This is a genomic window from Nocardia sp. NPDC058497 (assembly GCF_042720195.1).
Taxonomy (GTDB): Bacteria; Actinomycetota; Actinomycetes; order Mycobacteriales; family Mycobacteriaceae; genus Nocardia.
In genome coordinates this window covers 1-15,860 of record NZ_JBHXMY010000078.1, presented here as the reverse complement: position 1 = coordinate 15,860, position 15,860 = coordinate 1, and the positions used below count along the sequence as shown (strand labels likewise).

The following is a 15,860-nucleotide window of genomic DNA, read 5'->3' as shown; positions in this document are numbered from 1 at the left end:
AGACAGCGATCGCTGCGTCCGCACTGCCTGTGCCAGTTGCAGAGTCGGCGTTCGCGGCATCGTCACTTGCGGTCGAAGAAACCGCACCGGCTGCTTCGGTTGTGCTCTCGCCTGCCGTTTCCTCGTCGGCCGAGGCTGTGTCGCCGACGGTTCCCCGACCAGCGCCTGCGGCATAGGCTGCTCCCGCGACCACCGCGCCCGCGCCCGCGGCTCCTGCGGCGGATGCCTTGCCGGACTTCGCAGCCGACGTCGACGGACGGTCGACCTGGTTCATACCGGCAGTCGGGATGTCCGCCTGTGCGGCCTTCGACTGCGCGCTCGAAATCTTCGCGGTGGCGTCGTTCGCCGAATCACCCTGGGCTGCGGACGATTTCCCGCCCGGGATGGACATCGCGGTGGTCGGCGCATCAGGGCTCGCGGGATCGACTGTGGGATCGCTCTGACGGCCCGCGCTCTCCGAACTCGCCTGTTCGGGACGGTCCCCGCCGGGGAGTCCCTGCGACAGTCCAGCCAACGGCGAGGCGGCCGCGGCATTCGAGCCCTGGTCCTGGGCAGGGTTCTGCGCGCCACGCCCCTGGTCACCGACCCGGCCCGCATCAAGCCCTTGCCGGCCAACGTCCTGCGCAGAGCCGGCTCCCGGCGCGCCTACTCGCGACCCACCCTCGGGCCTATCGGTCGGCAGAACCGGAGGCTGCCCGGTGCCCTGCGGGCCGCCAGGGACGTTGCCACGACCCGAAGACTGTTGTCCACCAGGCACATTGCCCGCTCCCGCGCTCGCGCCGGGCCCGCCCTGAGGCCGCGGCCCGCCGGGCGCGTTGCCGACGCCCGAAGGTCGTTGCCCGCCCTGCGCATTGCCGGGTCGCCCACTCTGCTGCGGCCCACCGGGCCCGCCCTGGGGACGTGGTCCACCGGGGCCAAGGGGCTGCCGCCCCCCAGGCGCGGTGCCCTGACCCGACGGCTGTCCGCTAGGCGAGTTGCCTGGGCCATGCGGCGAGTCGGTGCCGCTCTGGGGGCGTGGACCAGCCTGCGGCGTCCCGGGTCGGCCCGTGGGCTGTGGGGCGGGAGCGCTGCCCGGTCGCGAAGCTTGTTGTCCGCCCGCGGCATTCCCAGATCGACCGACAGGCTGGGCGCGGCGGGGTGGTGCCGGAGGGTGCTGGGGGCCGGGTGCATTGCCGGGGCGACCGGCCTGCTGTGGCGCGCCGGGGTTGCCCTGGGGCCGCGGTCCGCCGGGTGCGCCCATAGGCCGCGCGGGGTTCGAAGGCTGTTGTCCACCAGGCGCGTCGACCGGTCGACCGGAGGCCTGCGCCGGCCCGCCGACTGAACTCTGCCCGCCGGCGGAGCCCTGCCCACCAGCCGGACGCTGCCCGCCGGCGGAACCCGGGCCGCCAGTCGACCCCGGCCCGCCGACCGAGCCTGGGCCCCCGGCGGAGCCCTGGCCACCGACGGAACCCGGCCCACCCGCGGCCCCCGGCAACTCACCGCGCCGGATGACAACCGTCTCCGCGGTCCCCCCGGCACCGGGCGTGACGGTCGCCCTGCCCGGTTCGGTGACCGCTTCGGGGGTCGACTTGGGCGCGCCGGTCGGCGGCGCGGTGCTCGACGAATCGGCGCCACGCTGGGCGCTGCGCCCGGTCGCGCCGGGGTCGGCAGGCTCGGCTGCCGGGTTGTTCTCGTCGGTCGGGTCGGACACCTAGTACCCCTCGCTCAGGCTCGAACGTTGCCACTCCTGGGTCAGCCTAATGCGCGCCGCGCGGGGGAGTTCGCCGATCGCCCCGCGGCGGGCCGGGCGACGTCGTCCGGGGGCTCGGTGCACAATGAACCCATGACCTCCTTCGGTGACCTGCTCGGACCGCAGCCGGTCCTCCTTCCCGAATTGATCGACGCCGAAGACGCCATCGCGGCGGGCACCGACCCGGTCGAGGTCGCCGCCGACCACCCGGCCGCGTCCATCGCCTGGGCCCAGCTCGCCGAGAACTCGCTGGCGCGCGCGGGCGGCGAGGTCAATCACGACACCGTCGCCGCGTACGCGTTCGCCCGCACCGGCTACCACCGCGGCCTCGACCTGTTGCGCCGCAACGGCTGGAAGGGTTTCGGCCCGGTCCCGTGGAACCACGAGCCGAACCAGGGCTTCCTGCGCAGCGTCGGCGCGCTGGCCAGGGCAGCGAAGACGATCGGCGAGACCGAGGAATACGCCCGCTGCCTCGATCTGCTCGAAGACTGCGATCCCCGCGCGGCGGCCGAACTCGGCCTTGACTGAATCGCGGCCGAGTCGTAGGTGAGCGATTCCCACTCCGTCGTCGCCGCGGCAACCCCGGTAGTAGCGGCTGCCAAAGACAGCACCGTCGACCGGTTCACACGGTCGTCGGTGCGGTTACGGCTCTCGGCGATCCCGATCATCCAGTGTTCGCTGGGTGCGGCGCTGGCCTGGTTCATCGCGCACAACGTCATCGGACATCCCGATCCGTTCTTCGCGCCGACGGCCGCGATCGTCTCCATCGGCGTCTCCTTCGGGGCCCGTATCCGTCGCTCGGTGGAGCTGGTGGTCGGTGTCGCCGTCGGCATCGGCATCGGCGACCTGTTCATCGCACAGGTCGGTACCGGTGTCTGGCAGGTGGGACTGGTCGTCGCTTTCGCGATGGCGTGCGCGGTGTTCCTGGACGGTGGTTCGATCATCTCGATCCAGGCGGCGGGCTCGGCGGTGCTGGTCGCCACGCTGAGTCAGTCCGCCGGGGCGGGACCGAGCCGCATGATCGACGCGCTGGTCGGTGGCCTCGTCGGCGTGCTGATGGTTGGGCTGATCCCCTTGCACCCGGTGCGCCGCGCCCGCGAACACGCGGCCGACGTGCTGTCGGTGATGAGCAAATCCATGATCACCTGCGCCGACGGCCTGCTCGAGCAGGACTCGGCCAAGGTGCACGACGCGCTGACGGCGGTGCGCGCCACCCAGAGCCAGATCGACGCGCTGCGTTCGGCGCTGGCGGGCGGTCGTGAGGTCATCCGGATCTCGCCGCTGTACTGGAACTCCCGCAAGCGGCTCGCCCGCATCCATTCGGCGGCCGATCCGCTCGACAACGCGGTTCGCAATACCCGTGTGCTGCTGCGCCGTTCACTCACCCTGGTCCGCGACGACGAGGTGCTCGACCCGCGCCTGATCGACCTGGTCAACCAGCTCGGCAACGCCACCGACGTGGTCCGCAAGATGATGCTGGCCGACCCGGGCGAGCAGCCGGATCAGGCCGAGGCCACCCGCGCGCTGCGCAGTGTCGCCAAGAACGCCCGCCCGGAACTGGTTGCCGGGGCGGGTCTTTCGGCGCATGTGGTGTTCGCCCAGATCAGGTCGATCGTGGTGGATCTGATGCTGGTGTGCGGGATGCAGCGCATCTCGGCGATGGCGCTGCTCCCGCCGACCGTGCCCAATCCGTATGTGACGCCGGAGGAATGAGAGTTCAGTCGCCGACGGGGGAGACCCTGGGGCGGCCCGGACTCAGCGAGAACCGCTTGCGATCGAAGTCCCACACCCGGTAGATCGGCCACTGCGAGGTGTGCATCAGCCAGGCTCCGGTGATCACGGCGCGGTGGAAGGGCACCACGTCGTAGCCCTGATTGGCGATGGTCTGCAAGCCGCGCAGCTGGTATTTCCACCAGACGCTCGGCGGGGTCTTGCGGCGGCGCGCGGAGATCTCGGCCCGCAGCTGGGGCAGCTGGTCGATGCGCAGCTTCGCCTTGGTCAGGCACAGCGCCAGGTCGAGGTCTTCGTGCAGGTCGCGACGGGTGGTGGTGGCGTCCTGCACCTGCTGCCAGGCGCTGCGCCGGATCGCCATGTTCGCTCCGTGCACGTTGCCGACGGGCTGCTGCTTGATCAGGCCGAGCCGCTCCTGCCCACCGATGGCGGCCGCCAGGAAGAAGCCGATCGGGGAATCGTGGTAGGTGCTGATGCCGGTCACCGCCATGGTGTCCGGATGCGCGTCGAGGTGCGCGCGCACGGTGGCGCCCCAGTCGGGCCCGACGAGGGTGTCGGCGTCGATGCGGCCGATGTAGTCGCCGCGGGACTTGTCGAAGCCGGTATTGCGCGCGTGCGCGACGCCAGGATCCGGCTCCTCGAGCAATTCGATCTTGGGGTGGCGGAGGGCGAGTTCGGCGACGATCTCGCGGGTGCCGTCGGTGCTGCCGTTGTCGACGACGACGATCTCGTCGACGGCGTCCTGGCCGATCAGGCGTTCCAGGCAGGCGGTGATGCAGGAAGCTTCGTCCAGCGTCGGGATGACGACGGACAGGACTACGGGCGGTTCGGTGGAGCCCATATGCGTTTCCGTTCCAGAGTCGTGGCTGACCCGCGACAGGCTATCAACGCCAGAAACGAGTCATGTGGCTGCCGTAGGCGGCCCAACCCTCTGGTACCCCGGAAAGTTCGAACAAAGCGTAAACGCCGTTGAAGAAAACCTGACTCAGCGGTGTGAAAAAGATGACAGCGAAGAGGATCAGCATGCCGTACGGCTTGAACTGGTCGAGCGCCCTGCGGGTCTCGTAACTCAGCGACGGCTCGATGATGCCGTATCCGTCCAGGCCCGGCACCGGCAGAATATTCAGCAGAAATGCCGTGATCTGCAGGAACGCCAGAAAACTTAGCCCGACCCAGAACGCCGCGTGCTCCTGGACCGACCCGAACACCCGCACGATCACGAGCAGCACCACCGCGCACAGCGCGTTGGACGCCGGACCGACAGCGCTGACCAAGCGCTGCACACTCGACCGGAACAGGGTGGTGTCCACATACACCGCGCCACCGGGCAGACCGATTCCGCCAAGGGCGATAAACACCAGCGGCAGGCCGATCGACAGCACCGGATGGCTGTACTTGAGTGGATTCAGGGTGAGGTAGCCCCGCACTTCCACTTCGTGATCGCCGGCCCGCCACGCGACATAGGCGTGCGCGAACTCATGCAGGCACAGACTGATGATCCAGCCGAACACCACGAGGATGAACACACCGAACTTGGCCCGCACCGACTCGATGTCGGCGTCCCAGGCCAGCGCGCCACCGGCCACGGTGATCAGCACGATGAGCAGGAAGACCGGGCTGGGACGGACGGCGCTGTGGTCGGTCCGCCTGCCCGGTGTGAAGGAATAGGTCATCGCACCAAGAGCCAGGGTTGTTCGAAGCGGTAGAAGGTCGAGCGCGGCACCTTGCGTTCGGTGGTGATGCCGTCCCGGGTGACGATCGCGCCCGGCGTGCCGAGCTGCGCGGCGCGCCCGGACACCCAGGTGCGCTTGCGGAAGCCCTTGCGCACGCGCGCACGGACCCCGGGCATCGTCATGGTCGGCGAGATCAGCATCGTCGTCACGGTGCCGCTGAACAGCAGGGTGTCGTCGACGTAGGCCTCGCCCTCGAGGGCGGCGCCGTCGATGCCGGTGATACTGGCCCGGCCGACGAGCACGGTGCCGGTGTCGTCGCGGATCAGCGGGGTCTCGATCGCGCGGCCGTCGATCGCGATCTTGGCGGCGGCATTGCCGGAGGCGGTCTGATAGACCCGCGAGGCGTAAGTCGTCTCGACCGGCACGAAGCCCACCTCGACGTGCAGGCGTTCGGTGCGCATCAGATGGGTGAGCACGGCGGCGAGGCCGGCGTCGGAGCCGAGCACGATCAACCGCGGCAGGCTGTCGGCGGCCAGCACGGGCAGCAACTCGTCGATCACGGCGACATCGGGCAGCGGGCCGGTCTGGGTGGTCGGCAGCGAGGCGAGCGCGATCGGGACCGGTATGTCACCACATCGGAGAACGTGGGTACTCAAACTGCGGTACACCCTCCTCGGTACGGCCGACGGTGTGTCGCCCACAAGCACACGGCAAAACCCCCTGCCGGCAAGTAACGGTATCCGATCCTGGCGTCGGTGAGGGCCGGGGGGCGGCACGCTCGGGCAGGACACGTCGAAGGGCCCTGATCAGGCGTCGGCTAGACTGTGTCTCCGGCCACCGCCTCAGTGACTGGACGCGCAGCGTCCTACGGCAGGTAGCTGCAGTGCACAGTGTGCTGCTGTCGATCTGTAGGAGACGCGAAATGCCGGCAATCGTCCTCATCGGCGCCCAGTGGGGCGACGAGGGCAAGGGCAAAGCTACCGACCTGCTCGGTGAGCGGTTGCAGTGGGTCGTCCGTTATCAGGGCGGCAACAACGCGGGCCACACGGTGGTCCTCCCCAACGGCGACAAGTTCGCTCTGCACCTGATTCCGTCCGGCATCCTCACCCCGGGCGTCAAGAACGTCATCGGCAACGGTGTCGTCGTCGATCCGGGTGTGCTGCTCGACGAGCTCGCCGGTCTGGAAGAGCGCGGAGTCGACACCTCCGGCCTGCTGCTCTCCGCCGACGCGCACCTGATCATGCCGTATCACGTGGCCATCGATAAGGTCGCCGAGCGCTTCCTCGGCAGCCGCAAGATCGGCACCACCGGCCGCGGCATCGGCCCCTGCTACCAGGACAAGGTCGCCCGCGTCGGCGTCCGCGTGGCCGACGTGCTGGACGAGAAGATCCTCACCCAGAAGGTCGAAGCCGCACTGGAGTTCAAGAACCAGGTGCTGGTGAAGATCTACAACCGCCGCGCCCTGGACCCGCAGCAGGTGGTGGACGAGGTGCTCGAGCAGGCCGAGTCGTTCAAGCACCGCATCTCCGACACCCGCCTCGAGCTGAACCTGGCGCTCGAGCGCGGCGACACGATCCTGCTGGAAGGCTCGCAGGGCACCCTGCTCGACGTCGACCACGGCACCTACCCGTTCGTCACCTCGTCGAACCCGACCTCCGGCGGCGCCGCGGTCGGCTCCGGCATCGGCCCGAACAAGATCGACACGGTGCTCGGCATCCTCAAGTGCTACACCACCCGCGTCGGCTCCGGCCCGTTCCCGACCGAGCTGTTCGACAACTTCGGCGAGTTCCTGGCCAAGCAGGGCGGCGAGGTGGGCGTCACCACCGGCCGCGCCCGTCGCTGTGGCTGGTTCGACGCGGTGATCAGCCGCTACGCCACCCGCGTCAACGGCATCACCGACTACTTCCTCACCAAGCTCGACGTGCTGTCCGGGCTGGACACCGTGCCGATCTGTGTCGCCTACGAGATCGACGGCGAGCGGGTCGAGCAGATGCCGACCACCCAGACCGAGTTCCACCACGCCAAGCCCATCTACGAGGAGATGCCCGGCTGGTGGGAGGACATCTCGCACGCCCGCACCTTCGAGGAGCTGCCCGCCAACGCCCAGGCCTACGTGCTGCGGCTCGAAGAGCTGTCGGGCGCGCGGATCTCGTGCATCGGCGTCGGCCCCGGCCGCGACCAGACCATCGTCCGCCACGACGTGCTGGGCTGAGTTTCCTTCGCGAACTGCCCCTTCCCGGTTTCGGGGAGGGGCAGTTTTCACTCAGCGCGGTCGGTCATCTCCCGACGGGTCCGCGGGTGGCGCCGGCCGTGCCCGAGGTACCGTCGAAGCGGGTCCGGACGGAGGTGGCTGATGGCGATACGTGCAGGTCTGGCCCTGTCGGCGCTGCTCACGCTCGCCGTCCTGCCGGGCTGTAGCTCGCCGGAAGAACCGACCCCGACGCCCAGCCCGTCACCGGTGAGCTCGGTGCTCCCGCCCGCCCAGACGCTCATCCCCTCCCAGCAGCGCAACGAGCGGATCCGCGGGATGCTCTACACGGCGGGCTGCACCAGCAACGCCTGTGTGCAGACCTACTTCGCCTGCATGGACGGCTACCTCACCGGCGATCCCTGCCAGTTCTACCGGGACCATCCACCACCACCCTGACCGCTGCTGCGATCAGGGCTGCCGCGTGTGGATCATTGTGCGCGGGTGAGGAATTCGCCGATCGCGGGGGCGAGGATCGAGACCTTCGGGTTGTGGCTGACGCCGGGGAGTTCGGCGAACTTCGCGTTCGGCAGGACCTCGGCGGCGGCCTTGGCGCCCTTGGTGAGCATCGGGGCGGTGCGGTCGCCCGCGAGGACGAGCACCGGGACGGTGACACCGCTCCATTCCGCGGCGTCGAGCTTCTTGCCGCGCATGTACGGCTTCATCACGGCCCAGTCGTGGGCGGTCGAATTCGATGTCGCGGCAAGGTCTTTCCAGAACGGGGTCACGCGCATCGCGGTGACCATCAGCCAGGGCATGCCCATCGCCTTGGTCATGTAGTAGCGGACCGTCTTGTTGCGGTCGCCCGCGGCGATCATCGGATGCAGCTTGGCTTCCAGATCCTTCGGCGGCACATGGTCTTTCGGGTCGACAACGAACGGCGGCTCGAAGGCGACCACCTCGGTCACGCCCGGCACCTGGGCCGCGGCCAGCAGCGCGAGCGCGGCGCCGGACGACCAGCCGAACAGCGCGGCCTTCCCGCCCGCGGCCTCGACCAGCGCGGCGATATCGGCGATCTCGTTGGCCACGTCGTACACACCGGGGGAGTCGGCGCTGTCACCGCGCCCGCGCCGGTCGTAGTTCAGCACCGTCAGGTCGAAGTCGGTGGCCAGCGTCTGGGCGAGCTCGACCATGGTCGCGAACTCGCGGTAGCTGAACGCGCCGCCGATCAGGATGACCGTCCCCGCCGCGCCGTCGCCGACCCGGTCGTAGGCGATCGTGGTGCCGTCGGCCGACGTCACAGTCTGCATTGTGGTTCCTCTCGATACGGGCCGTGTGACCACCGGACTCGACGGTACGCGATCGGGTCCTAGCAGGTCGGCACGGGTTTACGCCGTGGCGATACCGGCCAGGAAAACCCGCAGACGGCGGCCTCGCCCGGCTGTCCGTACAGACGGCGCCCATCGCGAGGATTCATCGGTCGAGGATCAGAACAGCATCGGCTCACCGAAGCCGGGAGTCCGCTCGATCTCCAGCAGCCGCGCCTTGGTGCCGATCCCGCCCGGCGCCGAGAAACCGTGCAGCGCGTGATCGGCGGCGAGAACCCGGTGACAGGGGATGATCAGCGGAACAGGGTTGCGCCCCAGCGCCTGCCCGACGGCTTGGGCCGAGCCGGGCGCGCCGAGGCGGGTGGCGATGTCGCCGTAGCTGAGCGTGTGGCCGGGGTCGATGTCGCGGGTCACCGCGTAGACGGCACGGTGGAAATCGGGCACACCGCGCAGGTCGACGTCGATCCAGCGCAACGGGTCGACCGTGCCCGCCAGATGGGCGCGAATCCCCGCGATCGCCGCGGTGATCGCGGGCCCGGGTTCATCCTCGACCACCGGAACGCCGCCGAGTGGCCTGGTGATCCGGGCCAGCGTCTCCTCCTCGCTCGCCTCGGGTAACTGGAACCGCACGACGGTCTCGCCGTGCCAGGCGATCGCGCACAGGCCGATCGCCGTGTCGAACAGTGCCGCGGCAACCGGTTCGGTCCTGGTTCCGGAACTCATGATCACAGTGTGCGCCGACCCGGTGACAAATTCCGGCCCACCCCTGCGCTCACGCGGCGAGCGGCCCGCGCTCACCCGATTCGAGAGGTCCAATTTTCGGCAACTGGACTGGATCGTCTCCACCGGCGTCCGGCGATACCGGCTCGTCCTCGTGCACCCGCACGGCATCCAGATCGCGGAACAGCCGCTGGTCGTCGTAGGTGCCGAAAGCCCTGTCGTGCGGCAGATATTGGAACGGCCAGAACGGCAATTCCCCTCGTTTCGGCGAGAAGTGATAGACGGCGTACCCGAAGGCGGTGGCGACGGCGAGGGCGAAGAAAGTGGTCATGTCGTAAGAATCCTCCGACTGGCCTTGCCTATAAATATCCACTTACGGAATACTGGACTTCATGGCGACAAGAGTGATCGGCGCATCTGGCCTGGCCCGCGACCTCGGCCGGTGGCGTGACCCCGAAACCGGCGGCGATTCCCCCGAACGCCGCCCGCACCGCCCCGCCTATCTGGCCCTGGCCGAGGCGATCCGCCTGCTGATCCACGACGGCCGCGCCCCGCTCGGCGTCGCCCTGCCCAGCGAGCGCGATCTGGCCACCACCCTCGGCGTCAGCCGCACCACCATCACCTCCACGTACTCGCTGCTGCGCGAGCACGGCTACCTGATCAGCCGCCAGGGCTCCCGCAGCACGGTGGCGCTGCCGCCCGCCATCCAGCACGACGGCTCCAAGCCGGCCCGCGGGATCATGGCGCTGATGGCCCAGCCCGAACTACCGACCATCGACATGACCTACGCCGCGATGTCGGCCCCACCGGAACTGCACGAGGCGTATTCGACCGCACTGCACGGCATTCCGCCCTATCTGGGCACACACGGCATGGACCCGGTCGGCGTGGTCGCCCTGCGCGAGGCACTGGCCCGCCGCTACACCGCCCGCGGCCTGCCCACCGAGCCCGAACAGATCCTGGTGACGCTCGGCGCCCAGCACGGTCTCCGGCTGCTGCTCAACGTCCTCACCTCGCCCGCCGCGCGTGTCCTGATCGAGCACCCCACCTACCCGAACGCCATCGAGGCGATCCGCGATGTCGGCGCCCGCCCCATCCCGGTCCCGCTGCGTCCCGAATTCCCGCACGCCGGGTGGGATCTCGACGGCCTGCGCAGCACCGCGAGGCAGACCGCGGCGACGCTGGCCTACCTGGTCCCCGATTTCAACAACCCCACCGGCCTGCTGCTCGACGCCGACGGCCGCGCCGAACTGGCCGCCATCGCCCGTGACACCAGGATGACCATCGTCGTCGACGAGTCGATGAGCGATCTGAACCTGTCCGGCGAGACCATGCCGCCGCCGGTCGCCGCGTTCGCCAAGGGCTCGGAGATCATCACCATCGGTTCGGCGTCGAAGTCGTTCTGGGGTGGTCTGCGGGTCGGCTGGATCCGCACCAATCAGGCGCTGATCACCAAGCTGCTCGGCATCCGCGCCACCGTCGACCTCGGCACCCCGGTCATGGACCAGCTGGCCACCGTCCACCTGCTGGAGAACGCCGAACCCATCCTCGACCGCCGCCGCGAACAGCTGCGCACCCAGCGCGCCGCCCTGCTCGACGCCGTCGCCGAAGACCTCCCCGGCTGGTACATCGCCCCCGGTGCGGGCGGCATGTCGGTCTGGGCCCAGCTACCGAGCCCCGTCTCCACCGCACTCGCCGCCACCGCGCCCAATCACGGCGTATTGCTCGCCGCCGGTCCACGTTTCGGCGTCCAGGGCGCCTTCGAGCGCTTCCTGCGCCTGCCCTTCACCCACCCCGAGCCAGAGCTGCGCCTGGCCGTGAAATCTATCGCCGCCGCCTACGAAGCCCTGACCCCGCGCGCCGCCGACCCCCTGCAACCGCTCACCTGCTACTGAATCCGCACGAGTGGGATCCGGCCGACGCCGATGCGGGTCGCACGGTCTCGTAGCCGACGCCGAGCATGAACAGCATCGACACCAGGACGGCGACCGTGGTGAGCGGCACCGCGACGATGCTGCGCGTGGACGGATACCGGAACAGCAGCACCAGCAGGCACACCAGCGCGATGGTGCTGGCCAGCAGCAGTCCGGCCGCCAGGCCGTTGAGCGCGCTGACCGCCGCGGGCACCGGGGCCTCACTGCGGCAACGGGATTCGACGAGCCGGGTTCTGCGATCGTCGAGCATTCCTTCGGCCATGGTGAAGGCGAGCAGCGCGGCACCGAAGGTGATGACCGCGATGAGCGCGGCGAGCACCTTTGGTGGCCGGTGGCCGGTGCGGATCCGTGGCTTGTCGTCGATAGTTGAAGAGACTACCGACGACAGGCCGGCAAATCAGTCAACCCAGACCGTTTCGATCGGTGTCGTTTCCGCCGGCGGCGGTGTCGGCACGCCACCGGGAGTGCGGGAGAACCGCGGCGCCGGCGCGTGCTGGACGACGCCCTCGATATCGATCAGGCCGGTACGGGCCACGATGTGCGGATTCTGCTCGGCCTCGGTGAAGGTCAGCACCGGGGTGGTGCAGGCGTCGGTGCCGTCGAAGATCGCGGCCCACTCGTCGCGGGTCTTGGTCTTGAACTTGTCCGCGAACAGCTTGCGCAGCTGCTCCTGCCCGTCCGGATCGAGCTGCTGGGGCAGACCCTCCGGGCTGATCTCCAAGCCTGCCAGCAGCTCCGCGTAGAACTGCGGCTCGATCGCGCCGACGGCCATGTACTTGCCGTCGGAGGTTTCGTAGGTGTCGTAGAAGGCCATGCCGGTGTCGAGCAGGTTGGTGCCGCGCTCGTCGGACCACAGGCCGATACCGCGCATGCCCCAGATCATGTGCGACAGGGCGAGTGCCCCATCGATCATGGCCGCATCGATCACCTGGCCCTTGCCGGAGCTCTGCCGCTCGACCAGCGCGGCGAGCACGCCGAACACCAGGAACATCGAGCCGCCACCGAAGTCGCCGACCATGTTCAGCGGCGGCACGGGCCGCTCACCCTTGCGACCGATGGCGTTGAGCACGCCGGTCAGCGAGATGTAGTTGATGTCGTGGCCCGCGCGATCGGCGAGCGGGCCGTGCTGGCCCCAGCCGGTCATCCGGCCGTAGACCAGGCGCGGGTTGCGGGCCAGCGCGTCGTCGGGGCCGAGGCCCATGCGCTCGGTGACGCCGGGGCGGAAGCCCTCGAGCAGCACGTCAGCCTTCTCGACCAGATCGAGGATCTTGGCGACGTCGGCCGGGTCCTTCAGGTTAGCTTCGACGATGGTCCGGCCACGCCACTGCGGACGTTCGATGAATCCCGGCATCATGCCGGGACGCTGCACGCGGACCACGTCGGCGCCCAGGTCGGCCAGCAATAGTGCGGCATGGGGACCTGGCCCGATGCCGGCCAGCTCGATGACCTTGATCCCCGCGAGGGGTCCCTGCTTGGCGTTGGCGGACTCGCTCACACCTGACCTCTGTTCATCGTCGAACGGTATTGACACACTGACAATAGCGTCGGGATGGCGGCCCGGGTAGGGCATGGGCGAGAATTCCGGTGGCGCGACTCGGCGCCACAATGGGAGGACCCGTAGTGAGCGTGTGGGGTGAGGTCATCGTAGGCCTCGTCATTCTGGTCGGTCTAATCGGCGTGATCGTTCCGATCCTGCCCGGCGTCATCCTGATCTTCGCCGCGATCGCGGTGTGGGCCTTCATGACCGGTGGTGCCGAGGCCTGGACGGTGCTCGCGATCGCCACGGTCGCGCTCGGCATCTCCGGTGTCGTGAAGTACACCTGGCCGGGCAGGCGGATGCGCGAGGCGGGAGTGTCGAACCGGGCGCTGCTGGTCGGCGCGGTCCTGGGCGTCGCCGGGTTCTTCGTCATCCCGATCGTCGGCCTGTTCATCGGCTTCGTGCTCGGCGTCTACCTTGCCGAGCTGCACCGCTTGAAGACCAACCAGCTGGCCTGGCCCGCGACGGTGCACGCGCTCAAGGGCGTCGGGCTGTCGATGCTGGTCGAGCTGCTCGGCGCGCTGGTCGCCGCCGGTGTGTGGCTGACCGGCTCGATCCTGACCTGAGCTACTCGATGACCGGCAGCGGGCGGGTGTGCTCGCCCGCGCCGGGCAGCTGGTCGCGGGGGATCGGCACGGTCGGATTGTCGGTGCGCCGGATCGGCATCGTCGGCATCGGGTCGGTCGCCGCGCGCTCGACGGCGGGCAGCCGGTAGGCCTCGCGCGCGTTGTCCTCGAGCACCGCGTGCAGATCGGCGCCGACGACCTGGCAGATCAGGTCGACATCGGCGTCCTCGAACGGCCTGCCCGCGCGGGTGCCGGGCAGGTCGGTGCCGAACATGAGCGCGCCGGGGTTGACCGCGTGGACGCGGCGCAGCGTCTCGGCCACGTCCATGTCGACCCGGCCGAAACCGGTCGCCTTCACCCTGGCGCCGCGATCGACCAGATCGAGCAGATAGGGCAGACCCTCCTCGGACATGCCGAGGTGGTCGATCGAGAGCGCGGGCAGCTTGGAGATGACCGGCTGCAAGGAGGCCAGCATCTGCCCGTCGATGTAGAGCTCCACGTGCCAGCGCGCCAGCTCGTGCGCGCGCAGCGCCTGCAGGGTCATCTCGGTGATGTCGGCGGCGGCGCGCTTGAGGTTGAACCGCAGGGCGCGCACACCCGCGCGGTCCAGTTCGACGATCTCGTCGTCGGTGGCGTCCAGATCCAGCCTGGTGACCCCGACCCAGCCGTCCCCGAGTTCGGCCAGTGCCGCCTTCAGATACGACTGGTCGGAACCCTGGAACGACGCGCTGACCACCGCACCACCGCGAACATCGAAGTGCTCCATGCGCTTTCGATAGTCGGCGATGGTGTAGGGGTCAGGCAGATAGCCTTCGTTCTCGATCAGCGGGAACCGCGGATCGATGATGTGGACGTGGGCATCGAACACTTGTACAGAATGCCTCGAGTTAGGCGGGATAGAACAGTCCGGCCACTGTGACGGTGGCCGTAGAACAGAAAAGCCGGTGGGTTCCAGAACGTGGCGTCCTGTCACCCACCGGCCTCTCGAAGTCTGAGCCTAGACCTTGTTCGGCTCGGAGGCGCGCAGCATGTCCTCGCGCTCCACGACCTTCACGCGCTCACGGCCTTCGGGCTCGCCGAGGGCGCGCTCGTGCGCGTCGAGGCGGTACCAGCCCGCCCACGTGGTGAACGGGATGCCCTTGCCCTCGAGGAACGTGGTGACCGCGTCCAGCTCGGGCTGCGGCGCCGGGGCGAAGTCCTTGGCGTCGTCGAGCAGGCAGGCGATGGTCTCGTTGGCGTCGCCCTTGGTGTGGCCGATGAGGCCGACCGGGCCGCGCTTGATCCAGCCGGTCACGTAGGTGGCGGGCATGAAACGGGCGTCGCCCTCGGCGGTCTCGTCGGAGATCACGCGACCGGCCTCGTTGGGCACGGTGCCTGCCTGGTCGTCGAACGGCAGCTGGGTGATGTTCTGCGACAGGTAGCCGACGGCGCGGTAGATCGCCTGCACGTCCCACTGCTTGAACTCGCCGGTGCCCTTGACGTTGCCGGTGCCGTCGAGCTGGGTGCGCTCGGTCTTGAGCCCGACGACCTTGCCGTCTTCGCCGATGACCTCGGCCGGGGACTCGAAGAAGTGCAGGAACAGCTTGTGCGGGCGGCCGCCGTGATCGCGGATGGCCCACTGCTCCAAGGTGTTGGCGACCATGTCGACCTGCTTGGAGTTACGACGCGCGGCCTCGGAGCCCTCGTCGTAGTCGATGTCCTCGGGGTTGACGATGACCTCGATCGTCGGCGAGTGATCCAGTTCGCGCAGCTCCAAAGGCGTGAATTTGGCCTGGGCGGGGCCACGACGTCCGAAGACGTGGACCTCGACGGCCTTGTTCTCCTTGAGCCCCTTGTAGACGTTCGGCGGGATCTCGGTCGGCAGCAGCTCGTCACCGGTCTTGGCCAGCACGCGCGCCACGTCGAGGGCGACGTTGCCGACACCGAGGACGGCGACCTTCTCCGCGTCCAGCGGCCACGAGCGCGGCACGTCCGGGTGCCCGTCGTACCAGGACACGAAGTCGGCGGCACCGTAGGAGCCGTCGAGGTCGATACCCGGGATCGGCAGGGCGCGGTCGGCGTTGGCGCCGGTGGAGAAGATCACCGCGTCGTAGAACTGACGCAGGTCGTCCAGGGTGATGTCGGTGCCGTAGTCGATGTTGCCCAGCAGCCGCACCTGCTCCTTGTCGAGGACCTTGTGCAGGGCGGTGATGATGCCCTTGATGCGCGGGTGGTCGGGCGCGACGCCGTAGCGGATCAGGCCGAAGGGCGCGGGCATGCGCTCGTAGAGGTCGATGCTCACGTCGGCATCGGACTTCATCAAGGCGTCGGCGGCGTAGATACCGGCCGGTCCTGCGCCCACGATCGCAATGCGGAGCGGGCGGGTCGCTGCACTCTGTTCGGTCAATTTATACGCGCACCCATTGGTCGAGAACAGTTTACGGCGTCAAATTATCTGTGTGAAAATTTTGGATA

The 15,860-nt window shown here is 68.9% G+C and carries 18 protein-coding genes; 7 read left to right on the top strand and 11 right to left on the bottom strand.

Features of this window, described 5'->3' with window-relative positions; translation table 11 throughout:
• A partial coding sequence (locus ACFWPJ_RS08450) for a hypothetical protein (protein WP_378848848.1) occupies nt 1-391 on the bottom strand: 391 nt, incomplete at its 3' end.
• Nucleotides 392-1,487: 1,096 nt separating this feature from the next.
• Here ACFWPJ_RS08450 and ACFWPJ_RS08445 point away from each other — a divergent pair.
• From ACFWPJ_RS08445 to ACFWPJ_RS08435, 3 genes are all read left to right on the top strand, one after another.
• Complete coding sequence (locus ACFWPJ_RS08445; protein WP_378848845.1) at nt 1,488-1,694, top strand: hypothetical protein; 207 nt, start codon at nt 1,488-1,490, stop codon at nt 1,692-1,694.
• 128 nt (nt 1,695-1,822) lie between these two features.
• Nucleotides 1,823-2,257, top strand: coding sequence for a DUF3151 domain-containing protein (locus tag ACFWPJ_RS08440; protein ID WP_378848842.1), 435 nt, complete (start codon nt 1,823-1,825; stop codon nt 2,255-2,257).
• A gap of 18 nt (nt 2,258-2,275) precedes the next feature.
• Nucleotides 2,276-3,442 carry an aromatic acid exporter family protein gene (locus tag ACFWPJ_RS08435; RefSeq protein ID WP_378848839.1) on the top strand — a complete coding sequence of 389 codons (1,167 nt, stop codon included), beginning with the start codon at nt 2,276-2,278 and terminating at the stop codon, nt 3,440-3,442.
• A 4-nt stretch (nt 3,443-3,446) separates the two neighbouring features.
• Here ACFWPJ_RS08435 and ACFWPJ_RS08430 read toward each other — a convergent pair whose 3' ends face one another.
• Genes ACFWPJ_RS08430 through ACFWPJ_RS08420 form a run of 3 tightly spaced genes read right to left on the bottom strand, consistent with a single transcriptional unit; the run spans nt 3,447 to nt 5,789 of the window.
• A complete protein-coding gene (locus ACFWPJ_RS08430; RefSeq protein WP_378848837.1) occupies nt 3,447-4,301 on the bottom strand; it encodes a glycosyltransferase family 2 protein in 855 nt (284 codons plus the stop codon).
• A 43-nt stretch (nt 4,302-4,344) separates the two neighbouring features.
• Nucleotides 4,345-5,133 carry a site-2 protease family protein gene (locus ACFWPJ_RS08425; protein WP_378848834.1) on the bottom strand — a complete coding sequence of 263 codons (789 nt, stop codon included), beginning with the start codon at nt 5,131-5,133 and terminating at the stop codon, nt 4,345-4,347.
• Nucleotides 5,130-5,789, bottom strand: coding sequence for a hypothetical protein (locus tag ACFWPJ_RS08420; protein ID WP_378848832.1), 660 nt, complete (start codon nt 5,787-5,789; stop codon nt 5,130-5,132). The genes ACFWPJ_RS08425 and ACFWPJ_RS08420 overlap by 4 nt, the downstream gene beginning before the upstream one ends.
• Nucleotides 5,790-6,055: 266 nt before the next feature.
• Here ACFWPJ_RS08420 and ACFWPJ_RS08415 point away from each other — a divergent pair, with 266 nt between their 5' ends.
• Nucleotides 6,056-7,345, top strand: a complete 1,290-nt coding sequence (locus tag ACFWPJ_RS08415) for an adenylosuccinate synthase (RefSeq protein WP_019049730.1) — start codon at nt 6,056-6,058, stop codon at nt 7,343-7,345.
• 141 nt (nt 7,346-7,486) lie between these two features.
• Nucleotides 7,487-7,780, top strand: a complete 294-nt coding sequence (locus tag ACFWPJ_RS08410) for a hypothetical protein (protein WP_378848829.1) — start codon at nt 7,487-7,489, stop codon at nt 7,778-7,780.
• 32 nt (nt 7,781-7,812) lie between these two features.
• Here ACFWPJ_RS08410 and ACFWPJ_RS08405 read toward each other — a convergent pair whose 3' ends face one another.
• From ACFWPJ_RS08405 to ACFWPJ_RS08395, 3 genes are all read right to left on the bottom strand, one after another.
• Nucleotides 7,813-8,631 (bottom strand): alpha/beta fold hydrolase, encoded by an 819-nt coding sequence (locus tag ACFWPJ_RS08405; protein ID WP_378848827.1) that lies wholly within the window; start codon nt 8,629-8,631, stop codon nt 7,813-7,815.
• A gap of 177 nt (nt 8,632-8,808) precedes the next feature.
• Nucleotides 8,809-9,372, bottom strand: a complete 564-nt coding sequence (locus tag ACFWPJ_RS08400) for a methylated-DNA--[protein]-cysteine S-methyltransferase (RefSeq protein WP_378848826.1) — start codon at nt 9,370-9,372, stop codon at nt 8,809-8,811.
• Between the two features lie 49 nt (nt 9,373-9,421).
• Nucleotides 9,422-9,700: a hypothetical protein gene (locus ACFWPJ_RS08395; RefSeq protein WP_378848824.1), complete on the bottom strand. Its 279-nt coding sequence runs from the start codon at nt 9,698-9,700 to the stop codon at nt 9,422-9,424.
• A gap of 61 nt (nt 9,701-9,761) precedes the next feature.
• Here ACFWPJ_RS08395 and ACFWPJ_RS08390 point away from each other — a divergent pair, with 61 nt between their 5' ends.
• On the top strand, nt 9,762-11,264 hold the full coding sequence (locus ACFWPJ_RS08390) for a PLP-dependent aminotransferase family protein (RefSeq protein ID WP_378848822.1): 1,503 nt from the start codon (nt 9,762-9,764) through the stop codon (nt 11,262-11,264).
• Here the strand turns inward: ACFWPJ_RS08390 and ACFWPJ_RS08385 are convergent.
• A complete protein-coding gene (locus tag ACFWPJ_RS08385) occupies nt 11,251-11,622 on the bottom strand; it encodes a hypothetical protein (protein ID WP_378848820.1) in 372 nt (123 codons plus the stop codon). The two genes, ACFWPJ_RS08390 and ACFWPJ_RS08385, sit on opposite strands and share 14 nt — an antisense overlap.
• 78 nt (nt 11,623-11,700) lie before the next feature.
• Complete coding sequence (locus tag ACFWPJ_RS08380) at nt 11,701-12,798, bottom strand: CaiB/BaiF CoA transferase family protein (protein WP_378848818.1); 1,098 nt, start codon at nt 12,796-12,798, stop codon at nt 11,701-11,703.
• A gap of 125 nt (nt 12,799-12,923) precedes the next feature.
• Between ACFWPJ_RS08380 and ACFWPJ_RS08375 the strand changes: the two genes are divergently transcribed.
• Nucleotides 12,924-13,406 (top strand): DUF456 domain-containing protein, encoded by a 483-nt coding sequence (locus tag ACFWPJ_RS08375; protein ID WP_378848816.1) that lies wholly within the window; start codon nt 12,924-12,926, stop codon nt 13,404-13,406.
• Nucleotide 13,407: 1 nt separating this feature from the next.
• On the opposite strand, the gene ACFWPJ_RS08370 is transcribed toward ACFWPJ_RS08375, so the two are convergent.
• Nucleotides 13,408-14,274 carry an amidohydrolase family protein gene (locus ACFWPJ_RS08370; RefSeq protein WP_378848814.1) on the bottom strand — a complete coding sequence of 289 codons (867 nt, stop codon included), beginning with the start codon at nt 14,272-14,274 and terminating at the stop codon, nt 13,408-13,410.
• A gap of 129 nt (nt 14,275-14,403) precedes the next feature.
• Nucleotides 14,404-15,792, bottom strand: a complete 1,389-nt coding sequence (locus tag ACFWPJ_RS08365) for an FAD-dependent oxidoreductase (protein WP_378848811.1) — start codon at nt 15,790-15,792, stop codon at nt 14,404-14,406.
• Nucleotides 15,793-15,860 lie beyond the last annotated feature (68 nt).

Coding starts and splice junctions, on each gene's coding strand:
- ACFWPJ_RS08400 (WP_378848826.1), bottom strand. CDS start 9,372: ATGAGTTCCGGAACCAGGACCGAACCGGTTGCCGCGGCACTGTTCGAC.
- ACFWPJ_RS08430 (WP_378848837.1), bottom strand. CDS start 4,301: ATGGGCTCCACCGAACCGCCCGTAGTCCTGTCCGTCGTCATCCCGACG.
- ACFWPJ_RS08415 (WP_019049730.1), top strand. CDS start 6,056: ATGCCGGCAATCGTCCTCATCGGCGCCCAGTGGGGCGACGAGGGCAAG.
- ACFWPJ_RS08395 (WP_378848824.1), bottom strand. CDS start 9,700: ATGACCACTTTCTTCGCCCTCGCCGTCGCCACCGCCTTCGGGTACGCC.
- ACFWPJ_RS08410 (WP_378848829.1), top strand. CDS start 7,487: ATGGCGATACGTGCAGGTCTGGCCCTGTCGGCGCTGCTCACGCTCGCC.
- ACFWPJ_RS08390 (WP_378848822.1), top strand. CDS start 9,762: ATGGCGACAAGAGTGATCGGCGCATCTGGCCTGGCCCGCGACCTCGGC.
- ACFWPJ_RS08445 (WP_378848845.1), top strand. CDS start 1,488: ATGACAACCGTCTCCGCGGTCCCCCCGGCACCGGGCGTGACGGTCGCC.
- ACFWPJ_RS08425 (WP_378848834.1), bottom strand. CDS start 5,133: ATGACCTATTCCTTCACACCGGGCAGGCGGACCGACCACAGCGCCGTC.
- ACFWPJ_RS08440 (WP_378848842.1), top strand. CDS start 1,823: ATGACCTCCTTCGGTGACCTGCTCGGACCGCAGCCGGTCCTCCTTCCC.
- ACFWPJ_RS08405 (WP_378848827.1), bottom strand. CDS start 8,631: ATGCAGACTGTGACGTCGGCCGACGGCACCACGATCGCCTACGACCGG.